Source organism: Chitinophaga terrae (ex Kim and Jung 2007), assembly GCF_900107795.1.
In the GTDB taxonomy this organism is placed as follows: domain Bacteria; phylum Bacteroidota; class Bacteroidia; order Chitinophagales; family Chitinophagaceae; genus Chitinophaga; species Chitinophaga terrae.
The window spans coordinates 22099-37269 of sequence record NZ_FNRL01000004.1; the positions used below are offsets into that span (position 1 = coordinate 22099).

The following is a 15171-nucleotide window of genomic DNA, read 5'->3' on the forward strand; positions in this document are numbered from 1 at the left end:
TATATGTTTGCAACAACAAATCAGGATACGGCGGTACAATTGCTGGAAGCAGTGGGACTGACGGCTGCCGAAATTTCCGGGAAGCTGCAGGCGTTGGTAAACGTGGATGCCCGTTATCTGAAAGATCTGAAGATCAACGTTACCAATTCGCTGGCTGCAGCAACATTGACAAAGAAAGAGGCTTATTTGATAGGGCTGTCTGTTGCCGTAAATGAAAAGAATGTTACTTTGCAGCAGTCATTTGAGAAACTGGCTTTGCAGGAAGGAGCGAATGAGAAGGAAGTAGCGGAAGTTATCAGCTGTACTTCTTTGATGAATGCCAACAACGTTTATTACCGTTTCCGTCACTTCGTTAATAAAGAGTTCTATACCAGTACGCCGGCAGGTATCCGTATGAGTATTATGGCGAACCCGGTGGTAGGCAAGGAATTCTTTGAGCTGTTGAGTTTGGTGGTTTCTGCGCTGAATGGCTGTGAAATGTGCGTGACTTCGCATGAAGATGCTTTATTAAAGCATGGAACGGAGCAACAAAGGGTATTGGATGCGGTGAGATTAGGTGCGGTGTTGCGTAGCCTGGTAGTTTTATTATAAAAATAGAGAGAGTGGACAGATGCAAAATTTGTCCGATAATCATTTGATTATCAATAATTTGCCTTGTTCACTTGCCTGGTAGGGTCTGTATTTCTCCTACTTGTGGATAAATTCATTTAATAATATTTGCAAATTCAACAAAAAAGTTGGACTTTTGCATTCCTAAATTTTTAGATCATGGCAAGAGTATGTCAGGTGACAGGAAAGAAGCCGATTACAGGTCACCATGTTTCCTTCTCCAACATTAAGACTAACAGAAGGTTTCTTCCTAATCTGCAAAAGAAACGTTTTTTCCTGGCAGAAGAAGACAAATGGATTTCATTGAAAGTATCTGCTGATGGATTAAGAACTATCAACAAGAGAGGTTTGTACGCAGTTGTGAAGGAATTGCGTGCTGCTGGTCAGGAAATTTAATTCACAGACTCACTTAATTTGTATACACAATGGCAAAAAAAGGTAATAGAGTACAGGTGATTCTGGAATGCACAGAGCACAAAGGCACTGGCCTTGCTGGTACTTCCCGCTACATCACAACTAAGAACAAAAAGAACACTCCTGAGCGTCTGGAGCTGAAAAAGTACAATCCTATCATGAGGAAAGTAACTGTTCATAAAGAAATTAAATAATAATTGTTGATGGTTAATGGCTGTTTTGCATACCAGCCATATAGCCATTTGACCATAAAGACAATATACTACAATGGCAAAAGCAACTTCAAAGAACGCGAAAGTAAAAGATGCTAAAGCAGCAGCTGAATCTAAAGTATGGACCAAAGTTATCAGAGCCGTACGCTCTCCTAAAACTGGCGCCTACACTTTTAAAGAAGCTATCGTGCACAAAGACAAAGTTCTGGAGCACGTAAACCAGAAGTAATTCGGCTTTACTAAATTATACATGAAAGCTGTCCCTTACCGGACAGCTTTTTTTTTCACGCAGAGCTTTTCACGCAGAGAGGCATAAGAAGCAAAGAAGCATAAGATATTTTTTTAAGAAAATAAGAAAGCAAAGAAGTAAGATTACAACACAATCTTCTTTCTTTGCTTTCTTAATATTCCCTCTGGTCAAAAATTCTTATGCTTCTTTGCTTCTTATGCCTCTCTGCGTGAAAAGCTCTGCGTGAAAAACAGCCCCCTGCGTGAAATTGCTACTTTGCGTGAAAGGACGTATTTTAGCGGCTTATTAAGTGCAAAATTCAATTATGAGCTTTTTCAACAAACTATTTTCCAGGGAAAAGAAAGAAAATCTGGACCAGGGCTTACAAAAGACAAAAGAAAGTTTCCTGAGCAAAATAGGCCGAGCTATCGCCGGTAAGTCGACCGTCGATACAGAAGTGCTCGATAACCTCGAAGAAGCTTTGATTTCGGCAGATGTAGGAGTAGATACTACCGTAAAGATCATAGACCGTATCGAGAAACGAGTTGCTAAGGATAAATATTTGGGGACCAGCGAGTTAAACAAGTTGTTGCAAGAAGAAATTGCCGCCTTGCTGGTGGAAGCCCCCGATAGCGGATACCGCGATTTTGATGTACCCGCAGGTAAAAAACCTTACGTCATCATGGTAGTAGGCGTTAACGGCGTAGGTAAAACCACCACCATCGGGAAACTGGCCTATAACTTTAAAAAAGCAGGAAAATCGGTTATGCTGGGCGCTGCCGATACTTTCCGCGCCGCCGCAGTAGACCAGCTGACCATCTGGAGCGAAAGAGCAGGAGTGCCCATCGTTAAACAACAAATGGGCTCCGATCCCGGCGCCGTAGCTTTCGATACCGTTCAAAGCGGAGCAGCCAAAGATGTGGATGTAATTATTATTGATACCGCCGGACGTTTGCATAACAAACTGCACCTGATGGACGAATTGGGCAAGATCAAAAGAGTAATGAAAAAGGTGATCCCCGACGCTCCGCATGAAGTATTGCTGGTGCTGGACGGATCAACCGGTCAGAACGCCGTGGAACAGGCTAAACAGTTTACTGCTACTACCGAGGTGACCGCTCTTGCCATCACCAAATTAGACGGTACCGCCAAAGGCGGGGTAGTGCTGGCCATCGCCAACCAGTTCCAGATCCCTGTAAAATATATCGGGATAGGAGAGAAAATGGAAGATTTACAAGTGTTTAATAAAGAAGCTTTCGTAGAATCTTTGTTTAGTGTAAATTCCTGATTATTATTTATTTACAGTAGTCCGTTTGAAATTTAAATTGAAGTGTATTTAAAGTTTTACTTTAAATAATATACTGGATACCGGGTTCCTCCATTGGAACCCGGATCTTTCTGTCAACATTCACCACGTTTCTTTGTTCCTTATAAATTATTATAATCACTGCATTATTTTTTACATTTGAATAATTGTACCCTTTTTGTATCCTTTTAACCAATTCGTTAATTTATGATAGTACAGCATATAGACCGAGTTGAAGAGATTACACCAGAAGAGTTTAAAAAGAAGTATTACATCCCCAGAAAACCGGTAATTATTTCAGCAAAAGGCCTCAGCAAAAATTGGCCGGCTTACGAAAAGTGGACATGGGACTATTTCAAATCAATTGTAGGTGATAAAACCGTAGGGGTTTACAACAACGAACGGGCCGGCGCTAAAACGCTGGTGAACGGGGCAGATGATTATATTACATTTGGAGAGTACCTGGATATGGTACAGGCCGGACCTGTAGCCCTCCGTATCTTCCTGTTTAACATCTTCCAGCATGCTCCTCAACTGGTCAATGATTTTACCTGGCCGGACGCCTATGCAAAAGGATTACTGAAAAAGTATCCGATGCTGTTTGTGGGAGGCGCAGGATCGGTAGCGCATATGCACTACGACATTGATATGAGCCACATCTTTCACACCCAGTTCATAGGCCGAAAACGGGTGTTGCTGTTAGAAAACAACCAGTCGCCCTACATCTACCGCATGCCATTTACAGTAGAGAGCGCTGCTAACTTCGTAAACTGGAGCGAGCACCTGGATACCCAGCAATTTCCCGCCCTGGAACATGCAAAAGCCTATACTGCCATCCTCGAACACGGCGATACCATGTTTATGCCCGGCGGTTACTGGCATCATATGGAATACATGGACGGAGGTTTCGCTATGAGCCTGAGAGCCCTGGACCCTTCCCTGGCAGGAAAACTGAACGGATTGTACCATATTGTAGGTCTTCGGGGTATGAATAACCTGATGATCAAAATGGCGCCTGAATGGTGGTATCACTATAAGAGAAAAGTGGCCCGGCAAAGAGCAGAGAAAGCGCTGGCCCGCCTTAAATAAATTTTATGCTAAGTGGCTGCAACTTAGTCACTTAGCATAAATTTCTAATTATCAATTCTTTTCGCTACCTTTGCACCTTCCTTATTTCAACCCCCACTAAGACTCAAGTCACATACAGTAAGTCTGCTGTAAAAATTTACAATCAGTGTCTGGGTGTCTTCGTGGCGGTAGCAGTTCAGGAGGTTGAACTGCCGTTAAAAACATTACGCTTGAAGACAAAAACTTTAAAGAAAGACAAGGTTAATATTATTACGCTTGGTTGTTCCAAAAACATGGTAGATTCAGAAGTATTAAGCGGCCAGCTTAAAGCTAATGAAATCGACGTCGTACACGAAAGTACCAAACGCGACCATAACATCGTGGTAGTGAACACCTGCGGATTTATTGACAAGGCCAAAGAAGAATCGATCAACACAATTTTAGAACAGGTAGAATTAAAGCAACGCGGCAAACTGGATAAAGTTTATGTAACAGGGTGTTTGAGCGAAAGGTACCGGGGAGACCTGGAATCTGAGATAGCAGGAGTGGACGCATGGTTTGGAACCATGGAGTTACCCCTGATATTAAAGAAATTCGACGCTGATTATAAAGCAGAACTGGTAGGTGAAAGACTTTTGAGCACTCCTTCCCATTATGCTTATTTAAAGATCGCTGAAGGTTGTAACAGGACCTGTTCTTTCTGCGCTATCCCCCTGATGAGGGGTGGCCACGTTTCCAAACCAATAGAAGAACTGGTGAAGGAAGCAGAAAAACTGGTAAAATTCGGTGTGAAAGAGATTATGCTCATCGCACAGGAACTAACCTATTACGGCCTGGATCTCTATAAAAAACGCCGCCTGGGCGACCTGATGAGCGCACTCGCCAAAGTTGAAGGATTAGAATGGATTCGTTTACATTACGCTTACCCAACCAAGTTCCCTATGGAAATCCTGGATGTAATGAACGAACACCAGAACATCTGCAAATACATCGATATGCCTTTACAACATGCCTCCAATGCCATGTTGAAAGCTATGAAACGTCAGATCACCCGCGAAGAGATCGAAGATCTCGTACATGCTATCCGCGAAAAAGTTCCGGGTATCTGCTTGCGTACTACCCTTATTGCCGGCTTCCCTGGCGAAACAGAAGACGATGTAGAAGAGTTGAAAGGCTTCCTCGAAAGAATGCGTTTCGATCGTGTTGGCGTATTTACCTACAGCCATGAAGAAGGAACCAGCGCCTACGAACTGGAAGATAACATCCCTGCAGAAGAGAAGGAAAGAAGAGCCCAGGAAATAATGGAAGTACAGCAGGAAATATCCCTGGAAAAAAACCAGGAAAAAGTAGGTAAGATCTTTAAAGTAATTGTCGATAAAAAAGAAGCAGGACGATACCTTGCCCGCACAGAATTCGATTCCGTGGAGGTAGACAATGAAGTGATCATCAATACCAGCAAACGCCTTAAACCCGGCGATTTCGTACAGGTAAAGATCACCAAAGCATTCGACTACGACCTCGAAGGCGAATTGGTATAATCATAATCGCAAACAACGATTATCGGCCAGGGTATATGTATGCCGGCCTCTTGTCAAACAAACAAATTTCTAACAGCCGATAGCAAAATGCTAAAAGCTTTTTACGGCTCCCGACGGAGCCTGATCAATGCAAATCAATGACAACATTTGAATCTTTAGGCTTACAAGAGCCTATTTTGAAGGGGATCACAGACCTTGGCTTCGTTTCCCCAACTCCCATCCAGGAGCAAGCTATACCGGTATTATTAGGTGGAGACCGCGACTTCGTTGGTCTGGCCCAGACGGGCACCGGTAAAACTGCTGCATTTGGCCTGCCTTTATTGCAACAACTTGACCTGAAACTGAACAAAGTACAGGGATTGGTGCTTTGCCCAACCCGCGAACTGTGCTTACAGATCACGAACGATCTTAAAAACTTCAGCAAACACCTTGGCGACGTTGGAATCGTAGCCGTTTACGGCGGATCCAGCATCGTTCAACAGCTCAGAGAGTTGAAAAGAGGTACTCATATCGTAGTAGCTACCCCTGGTCGATTACTCGATATCATCGACCGCGGTGCTATCAATTTTGAAAACGTACGTTACGTAGTGCTGGATGAAGCAGACGAAATGCTGAACATGGGATTCCAGGAAGATATCAACAATATCCTCTCCAACACCCCCGACACTAAAACTACCTGGTTGTTCTCCGCTACCATGCCGCAGGAAGTTCGCCGGATCGCCAAAAAATACATGGAAGATCCGTTTGAACTAACCGTTGGTACTAAAAACAGCGGAAACGTTAATATAGAACACGAATACTATGTAGTGCGCCCGCGCGATAAATACGCCGCACTTAAAAGGATCGTGGATTATAACCCGGAAATATTCGGTATCATCTTTACCCGTACCAAGATCGAATCCCAGGAAATCGCTGAATCCCTGATCAAAGACGGTTATAATGCCGATGCATTACACGGCGACCTTACCCAGCAACAACGCGATAAAGTAATGAAACGCTTCCGCGAAAGAGCGTTGCAGGTACTCGTGGCTACAGACGTTGCCGCAAGAGGTATCGACGTAGACAACGTTACGCACGTTATCAACTACGACTTGCCCGATGACGTAGAAAACTACACTCACCGTAGCGGCCGTACCGGTAGGGCCGGTAAATCCGGTATCTCCATCGCTATCATCAGCAGCAGGGATATAGGAAAGATCCGCCAGATCGAAAGAGTGATACAGAAGAAATTCGTAAAGGCAGAAGTGCCGGACGGATTCGCAGTATGCGAAAAACAACTTTTCGGACTCGTACACAAAGTGCATAACGTAGCCGTAAACGAAGAACAGATCGCCCCATACATGGAACGTATCAACGAAGAATTTGCAGAAATGTCAAAAGAAGAGTTGATCAAACGTTTCGCTTCCCTGGAATTCAACCAGTTCCTGGAATACTACCAGGATGCGCCGGATCTGAATATGAAGGAAGACAGGAAGTTCGGTGAAGACCGTGGCCTCCGCCGGAACGATGGCAGGTTTACCCGCCTCTTCATCAACCTGGGTTCTGTAGATGATTTCAACCGTGGCGATATGCTTCGCTACCTGTGCGACAACACCGGCATCCGCGGCAATAAGATCGGACGTATAGACCTGAAAGGCGTATACTCTTTCTTCGAAGTAGAGAACGACGAAGTATCGAAAGTGACAGAAGCGTTCAAGAAAGTGGAATACAACGGCCGCAGCGTAAGGATAGAAATGTCCCAGGACAGCGACAGAAGACCACGTACCGGTGGCGACAGAGGTCCACGTTCCGGTGATGGCGGTCCTCGTAAAAGAAGCTGGAGCAGCGAAGGTGGCAGCCGTCCGGGCGCCAGCCGCGAAAGATCCTTTGGTGGCGGAAGCAAACCTCCATACAAGAAGAAATACTAATAACGCCCCTGGAAGCCAGGGCTTTCCCAAGGGACATAAATAACCTGAAAGCGAAGATTATTCATTTAATCTTCGCTTTTTTATTACTACTCTATCTCTGGCACCGTTAATGCTACTGGTATCTCTAAAAAAACTTGTGATTTTGCAAGAAATTTAAACTATATTGTTTTATCCGACACCCTAATTCACACACGTTATTTATGACAGCAGCTACCAATAATGCCTCACAGTATGTAGAGTCCTATACGCTATTCTCGCCTACTGATATTACCCTGTTCCAGGCCGGTTCACATTATCGCCTGTACGAAAAGTTCGGGGCCCATCCGCTGGAGGTAGAAGGGGCAAAAGGAACCTATTTCGCAGTATGGGCGCCTGATGCAGCTTTCGTATCGGTGATCGGGGATTTTAACGGTTGGGACCATTACAGTCATACCCTGTACCCGCGCTGGGACCACTCAGGTATTTGGGAAGGATTTGTACCCGGCGTACATGCAGGACAGTTATACAAATATTTTATACGCTCCAACAGCGGGGAAGAACTGATCAAAGGAGATCCTTACGCCAATTACTGGGAAGTAAGGCCCAAGACGGCTTCCATCGTCAGCTCCCTGGATTACGAATGGGACGATGAAAAATGGATGCAGGGCCGCAAAGAACATAACGGCCTTGATCGCCCGTTCAGCGTCTATGAAGTACACCTGGGTTCCTGGCGCAAGCCGAACCCGGAGAACCCGGAGAGCGTTTACACCTACCAGGAGATGGCGGAAATGCTGGTGCCTTACGTAAAAGAAATGGGCTTCACCCACGTAGAGCTGATGCCGGTGATGGAGCATCCTTTCGATGGCTCCTGGGGATACCAGATCACGGGCTATTTTGCGCCCACTTCCAGGTACGGCACCCCGCAGGATTTCATGGAAATGGTGGAAGCATTCCATCTTGCAGGCATCGGCGTGATACTCGACTGGGTGCCTTCGCACTTCCCGTACGACGGGCATGGGCTTTATCGTTTCGATGGGTCGCATGTTTATGAATATGCGGATATGCGCAAAGGATTTCATCCCGACTGGAACAGCTATATTTTCAACTATGCGCGGAATGAGGTTCGCTCGTTCCTGCTCAGCAACGCCGTTTTCTGGCTGGATAAATTTCATGCGGATGGATTGAGGGTAGATGCCATCGCCTCTATGATCCACCTGAACTACTCCCGGCAGAAAGGCGCCTGGGAGCCCAATGAACACGGGGGAATCGAAAACCTGGAAGCCATCAGTTTCCTGAAGAAGCTGAATGAAACGGTGTATGCCCTTTACCCGGATGTTCAGACAATCGCCGAAGATTCGACCAGTCATTACGGTGTTTCCCGTCCCACTTTCCTGGGAGGATTAGGGTTTGGGATGAAGTGGATGATGGGATGGATGAATGACACGCTGGATTATTTCAAAAAAGATCCCATCCACAGGAAATGGTACCAGAACGATATTACTTTCAGCCTGGTGTATGCGTTCAGCGAAAACTATATGCTGCCGTTGAGCCATGATGAGGTAGTGCACGGGAAATCGCCGCTGCTCTATAAAATGCCGGGCGACGACTGGCAGAAGTTTGCCAACCTGCGGTTGTTATATGCCTATATGTTCACCCATCCGGGAACGAAGTTGTTGTTTATGGGAGATGAATTCGGGCAGACTTCCGAATGGAATTTCAGATCGCAGCTCGACTGGCATTTGCTGCAGCACAGCACCCATAAGGGTTTGAAGCTGCTGGTACAGGACCTGAACGCCATGTACCGCAATAATACTGCGTTGTACGACCTGCAGTTTGACCCTGCGGGTTTTGAGTGGATAACCGTCAACGATTACGACAATTGCGTATTAGCCTATACCCGTAAAGGGAAGCAACCCAACGATACATTATTGGTAGTATTGAATATGACGCCTGTTGCCAGGGAAAATTACCTGATAGGATTGCCTATAGCGGGTACCTGGGAAGAAGTTTTAAATACCGACGCCCCTCAGTATTACGGCAGCGGGGTCATAAATACCGGGCCGCAGAAAACCTACCCTCAAACCTATAACGGCCGGGAAAATACATTGGCACTGCGTTTGCCGCCTTTAGGAGCAACAATTCTGAGATGGATTGAATAATGGGATTTTTCAGACACATCAATTAAACTATTTTGACATCAGCCAGTCTATGAACAGACGCTAGCGCGATTGCAATATTCGACAGGAGAACAGCGTTTTTTACCAATAATCTATTTTTCAACCAGACCAGATATCATAAAATTTTAAAACCATTTTTTTATGAAAAACGTTCTCCGTAAATCGGCGACTGTTATTGCTATGTCAGTAGTCGCCGTGCTGTTGATGATGGAGGCCTGTAAGAAAGACGGTTCTGCATCTCCGGAACCCCTCCCCGCAAACAAACAAAAAGTAAACATCTACCTTTCTGACGATCCTGGCTATTTCGACAAAGTACTTCTTGACATCCGCAAAGTGGAGGTACTGGTGGATACCTGCGGAGGAAAAGATGATGAAAACTGGCAGGACAGGGATCGTTGCTGGTGGGACGAAGACCATGCCCGCGAGCAAAAAGACACCTGCGAGCTTTGGGATTCGCTTGGCATTAAAGCCGGGGTGTACGACCTGCTGACATTGAGGAATGGCGCAGATACCCTGCTGGCTGGCGGCACGGTTGCCAAAGGTACAATGAAGCGTATCCGCATTACGATTGGTACGCAAAACTCCCTTGTAAAAGATGGCGTTACCTATCCGTTGAAATCGATAGCCGGTCAATCCAGGATCGTGATACGGGTACGCCATACAGAATGGGACCAGCTGGATGCTGATAACCTGCAACTGTGGCTGGATTTTGATGTACAACGGTCTATCATCCGTGTTTGGAACAACCAGTTTATCCTGAAACCATATATCAATGTGTTCACTATCCTGAAGATGGGTAGCATTTCAGGAAAGGTGACCCCTGCAGAAGCATTCCCTATTCTTTCCGTTTACAATAACAGTAATGATACAGCTTATGCAATGCCATGGAGAAGTGGCGAGTATAAGGTACGTGGCCTGAAAGTGGGCGACTGGAGCGTGTTTGTGAACGCGTCTAACGGGTATAAGGATACGACCATTAATGGCATTAAAGTTGAAAGAGGAAAAGATACCAAGATACCAGATATCAGACTCCATAAGTAGTTAACCTTGGCATAAATAATAACAGCCTCCTGGGAAACCGGAGGCTGTTGTTATTTAAATATAATTAAAACGTTTAAATTGTGATCAAAGTAATAAAGATGAAAGCATTATTATTGGCAGGAGGATTTTCCCTGATGTTGATCGGTTCTGTGGCAGCCCAGCAGTTAAAGGTGAACCAGCGGGATGCGCAGCAGCGCAAACAGGGGCCGTGGATAGAAGAAGTAGGGGAGATAAGGGGTGAACCGGGTTTTACCTGGGAGGGCACATATAAGAACGGGAGGAAGGAAGGGATATGGAGAAAGACTTCCCTGGCAGGCAACCTGATCGCAGAAGAAACCTATCATAACAATGTGCTGGACGGCTATTGCCGGTATTTTTTCCCTAACGGAAAGCTTGCCGAGGAAGGGGCATATATCGCAACGGAAATTGAAGGACAACGGGATACGATCATGGTAATAGATCCGGTCACTAACGTGGAAACGCCTACGGAGATCATCAGGAAAGGAAACTCTGTAAGAAATGGCGTATGGAAGATATTTGACGAGGAAACAGGCAAGATGGTGAAGCAGTATTTCAAACGTGGAGAAATTGTTACGCCGGAAGAGCTGGGCGATAGTACTGCGCCTGCTGAAGTGCCTGTGAAAAAAGCCCCTTTGCAGTTACCCCACGAAAATCAAGGCAAGTCAAAGAAAAGAGGTTAACCCCCGCACCCAAAAATGAACAGGATTTAGGCAAAATGAACAAATAATATTTATCCATTTCCGCTTATTTTTATGTAAATTCATTGTGTAAACTTTTGACCCCGCGTTCCTATAGTTAACCGATTGAGTATTAATTCTCTAATTATCTTTAATTTGTTTTATCATGAAAGGCCTGATTATCGACCAAGTTGAAAAATCACAAGAGTTGCACGGTATGGATTATACAACGGACAAAATGGAAATCCTGTTCAGGGCAGTCTTCATTTTTTTAGTGTTTTGTGCATTGACCTCTATCTTTTTTCTTTCGATTTTTTATTAATGCCATAAGTGTTTTTTGCACTGAAAAGTGTGAACGCTGTTGTTGCGCCAGGTAGCAGGATTGCAGCGTTTTTGTTTGGTAAAACCCAGGGAGCGGGAGATAACAGGAGGGCTTGAAGACTTGCCATTGCTTTTCACCTTTTAAAACATGGATAATAAAAATGCGATTCCGCTGTTTAGCGGGGATGTAGCGTTTTGTTTAATAAAACCCAGGAGAGCGAGGGATACAGGAGGGATCGGCAAACGCTTTCCATTGCTTTTCACCTTTAAAACATGGAGAATAGAAATGCGATTCCGCTGTTAGCGGGGTTGCAGCGCTTTGTTTAATAAAATCCAGGAGAGCGATGGACACAGGAGGGATCGCAGAAGCTTTCCATTGCTTTTCACCTTTTTAAAACATGGATAATAAAAATGCGATTCCGGGAAAGCGATGGACACAGGAGGAATCGCAAAAGCTTGCCATTGCTTTCAGCTTTCTAAAAAACATTGAAAGGAAGAATGCCGTTCCGCTATTGTAGCGGGAGAGGGGATTTTGTTTTGATAAAATCCTGGAGAGGGCAATACAGGAGCATACGAAAACTCGCTACGCTTTTCACCTTTCAAAAGGTAAAAAGTATGAAGGCCGTTCTGCTTGATTAATAAAATCCTGGAGCGGGCGATACAGGTACATGCGAAAACTTGTCCCGCTTTTTACCTTTTAAACGATAGTAAATATAAATGCCGTTCCGCTATTTTAGCGGGAATGCCGGGATTTTGTTTGATGTGATCCCCGCAGCCTATCTTTAATGAACAATAACGGGCAGCTGCAATACGAGGCTTGCCGCTGTTTTCTTTTTAGTAAGCGTTAAGTGCGGATGTTGCTTCGTTGTTTAGCAAGGTTGCGGCTACTATCTTACCTTACAGAATTTTTTTAAAAACTACTATATTGACTATTTGCTTAAACAATTTAGCCTCTACTCAGTAGAGGCTAAATTGTTTTTGTAAGCTGAAGTGCTTTATGGCCAAGGTTTTCAGCCGATCAGTTATTTATCTCTAAGAAAAAAACTCTTAATTCAATGTTAAGGGTTTGTTCATTTTGTTCATTCTGCAAAAACAAGCCCAGCGCATTTTGTACAGTCCATTTCTCCTGCTATTTTTGAATTCTAAAGTTGGCATAGGTTATGAAACCGGCGCGAGATATCTATCTGTAGTGCCTTTTCTTTTTCTCCTACAACTAACTCTTTACTATCTGGATCAATTCAAAATTTCTTGGAACAACAAAACTGATAGTCCCGTCTGCAGCCGGTTTACCCAATGGCGTGGATTTTCCATCTATTAACAGGGTAGTGGCAGCAAACGGCAAACCATGCAACACGATCCTGTAATTGCTGTAAGCAGTTTCATAATTAATAAAACATTGCTTCTTCAAATAGAACTGTTGTTTATCTGACCGTTGTTTGAACCGGATAATATTGTACTGACCATTTTTGTAGCCGTAATGATCGCCGGCATCTTCATAGAGGATGCTCCGCACCACATCTTCTCCATAATACACATGCAACAGCATTTCTGTGATCGCCACCTGCTGCGTATACTGCATTTCCGGGTACTGTGGCAATACCGCTCCCGCCTTAACGAACAACGGCATTTCATCCAGCGGCGTTTTAACGGTTACTTCCTGCTTACCCGTTACCAGGTTGTCGCCCCAGAAGTAATACCATTTACCGGCAGGCAGGTAAACCTTTTTCTCGGTCATCCCTTTTTCACTGACATGGCTGATCAGCAAATTATCTCCAAACATAAACTCATGAGTAAGATTATGAGTGGCTTCATCGTCTTGCGCCACAAAAGCCAACGGACGCAACATAGGCGTACCATAGGTAGCATATTGCCAGAAAGTACTGTATGAATACGGGATCAGCTGGTAACGCAGGTTAATGAACTTGGTCACCACTTTTTCGTACTCCGGCCCGAAACTCCATGGTTCCTGGTTAAAGCCTGTTTCGTTGCTGGCGCTGTGCGTACGCATTAAAGGATGGAACACAGCCAGTTGTATCCAACGGGTGAACAGTTCTCCGTCCGGTTCTCCTATAAAGCCGCCAATATCGCTGCCCGTGAAAGAGATGCCCGATACTGATAAACGCTGACATTGTACACTGGCTAACCATAAATGTTCCCAGCTGGAAACGTTATCGCCTGTCCAGACAGATGACCAGCGTTGAGCCCCTGAATAGCAGGAACGGGTGATGAGGAACGAACGGTGCGGCATCAGGTATTTTTTCATACCTGCGGCTGTCGCCTTACTCATCAGGTGCCCGTAAATATTATGCGCTTTTCGATGGCTTACTTCTTCTCCATCGTAATCATGTCTTACATCTTCAGGGAAAGTACCCATCTCAAAAACCGCCGGTTCGTTCATATCGTTCCACACGCCGCGTACCCCGATCTCAGCGAGGCTTTTGAACAAACTGCTCCACCAGTCCCTTACTACCGGGTTGGTGAAATCAGGGAATACGCATTTGCCCGGCCAGACATCTCCCTCCATTAACGCACCATCGGCGCGTTTACAGAAATAGTTGTTTTTCAGTCCTTCCTGGTAAACGGCATATTCAGGATCCACTTTAATACCCGGGTCAATGATCACCACTACTTTGAAGCCATCGGCTGCCAGGTCGCGGATCAATCCTGCCGGATCAGGGAACCATTCCTTGTTCCAGGTAAAGCACCTGAAACCATCCATATAGTCAATGTCGAGATAGATCACATCGCAAGGGATCTTGCGCTTCCTGAATTCTTTCGCAATTTCCCTTACCCTCGAATCAGGGTAATAGCTCCACCGGCATTGGTGATAACCCAGCGCCCACAATGGGGGCAGTTCCGGGGTACCGGTGATGGTTGTATAGGCGCGGGCTACATCCAGTAACTCCGGTCCGTAAATAAAATAGTAATTCATTTCTCCGCCCCGGGCCCAGAAGCTGCAAACATCTGCCCTCTCTTTCCCAAAATCGAAAATGGTGCGGAAAGTATTGTCGAAGAAGATCCCGTAGCCTTTGCCGTGATGTAACCCGTAATAAAACGGGATGTTCCTGTACAAAGGATCTGTATCTTTCTGAAAACCATAGGCGTCTGTTCCATAGTTTTCCAGGCGTTTGCCTCTCAGGTTTAATTCCGTAGGCTTGTCGCCCAACCCGTAGAAGCGTTCCCCTTCCTGGATCAACTTACTGCAATACTGTATTTTGCCGCCCTTCAGTAAATAATGCTGCCAGTGATAACCCATTTCATCCTGGTTGATCACATGTCCTTCTGTATCAGTGATGGTCAACCGGAGATTATCCCGGGCAATAAAAACTTTCAGTGCATCTGTATAGATCTCAAATGTTTCTTCCCATTCCTTGATTCCGAATGAGATAGGCGATTCTTCCAGGGTGTCGCTGGTGGCATAAGAAAAATCACGTTGAAAGGTGCCTTCTGCGGCATATCTGAACCGGATAATTTTGTCAGCTATAACCCTTACTTCCAGCGTCGTTTCAGAGGTATAAAAACTAAAATAATTGCCTTCCTTCTTCCATTCCCGGATCCCGTCCGGGTAATGTTTGACTCCATATTTACTTGACGAGGTTTCAACTTGCATAATCTCTATTTCTAAACCAGGTAATTAACAACCATGGTCTTAAATTACATAAAAAATTACAG

The 15171-nt window shown here is 45.0% G+C and carries 12 protein-coding genes; 11 read left to right on the top strand and 1 reads right to left on the bottom strand.

Going from position 1 to position 15171, the window contains the following annotated elements; genetic code table 11:
* The first annotated feature begins 3 nt into the window (after positions 1-3).
* The 11 genes from BLV62_RS05340 (at position 4) to BLV62_RS05390 (ending at position 11181) form a co-directional block, all read left to right on the top strand.
* On the top strand, positions 4-591 hold the full coding sequence (locus tag BLV62_RS05340; protein ID WP_089759463.1) for a carboxymuconolactone decarboxylase family protein: 588 nt from the start codon (positions 4-6) through the stop codon (positions 589-591).
* A 177-nt stretch (positions 592-768) separates the two neighbouring features.
* Positions 769-1005, top strand: a complete 237-nt coding sequence (rpmB, locus tag BLV62_RS05345) for a 50S ribosomal protein L28 (protein ID WP_089759466.1) — start codon at positions 769-771, stop codon at positions 1003-1005.
* 29 nt (positions 1006-1034) lie between these two features.
* Positions 1035-1217 (top strand): 50S ribosomal protein L33, encoded by a 183-nt coding sequence (rpmG, locus tag BLV62_RS05350; protein ID WP_089759467.1) that lies wholly within the window; start codon positions 1035-1037, stop codon positions 1215-1217.
* Between the two features lie 73 nt (positions 1218-1290).
* Positions 1291-1464, top strand: coding sequence for a DUF4295 family protein (locus BLV62_RS05355; protein WP_089759469.1), 174 nt, complete (start codon positions 1291-1293; stop codon positions 1462-1464).
* Positions 1465-1789: 325 nt separating this feature from the next.
* Complete coding sequence (ftsY, locus tag BLV62_RS05360) at positions 1790-2752, top strand: signal recognition particle-docking protein FtsY (protein WP_089759471.1); 963 nt, start codon at positions 1790-1792, stop codon at positions 2750-2752.
* Between the two features lie 225 nt (positions 2753-2977).
* Positions 2978-3859 carry a cupin-like domain-containing protein gene (locus BLV62_RS05365; protein ID WP_089759473.1) on the top strand — a complete coding sequence of 294 codons (882 nt, stop codon included), beginning with the start codon at positions 2978-2980 and terminating at the stop codon, positions 3857-3859.
* A 209-nt stretch (positions 3860-4068) separates the two neighbouring features.
* A complete protein-coding gene (gene rimO, locus BLV62_RS05370) occupies positions 4069-5376 on the top strand; it encodes a 30S ribosomal protein S12 methylthiotransferase RimO (RefSeq protein WP_089759881.1) in 1308 nt (435 codons plus the stop codon).
* Between the two features lie 137 nt (positions 5377-5513).
* On the top strand, positions 5514-7283 hold the full coding sequence (locus BLV62_RS05375) for a DEAD/DEAH box helicase (protein WP_089759475.1): 1770 nt from the start codon (positions 5514-5516) through the stop codon (positions 7281-7283).
* Between the two features lie 200 nt (positions 7284-7483).
* Positions 7484-9421: a 1,4-alpha-glucan branching protein GlgB gene (gene glgB, locus BLV62_RS05380; RefSeq protein ID WP_089759477.1), complete on the top strand. Its 1938-nt coding sequence runs from the start codon at positions 7484-7486 to the stop codon at positions 9419-9421.
* Positions 9422-9580: 159 nt separating this feature from the next.
* Complete coding sequence (locus BLV62_RS05385) at positions 9581-10480, top strand: DUF4382 domain-containing protein (protein ID WP_089759479.1); 900 nt, start codon at positions 9581-9583, stop codon at positions 10478-10480.
* Positions 10481-10560: 80 nt separating this feature from the next.
* Positions 10561-11181 carry a toxin-antitoxin system YwqK family antitoxin gene (locus BLV62_RS05390; protein ID WP_139169950.1) on the top strand — a complete coding sequence of 207 codons (621 nt, stop codon included), beginning with the start codon at positions 10561-10563 and terminating at the stop codon, positions 11179-11181.
* A gap of 1531 nt (positions 11182-12712) precedes the next feature.
* Here BLV62_RS05390 and BLV62_RS05395 read toward each other — a convergent pair.
* The gene (locus tag BLV62_RS05395) at positions 12713-15109 is read right to left on the bottom strand and encodes a glycoside hydrolase family 31 protein (RefSeq protein WP_089759483.1); all 2397 of its coding nucleotides are present in this window, start codon (positions 15107-15109) and stop codon (positions 12713-12715) included.
* Positions 15110-15171: the final 62 nt, after the last annotated feature.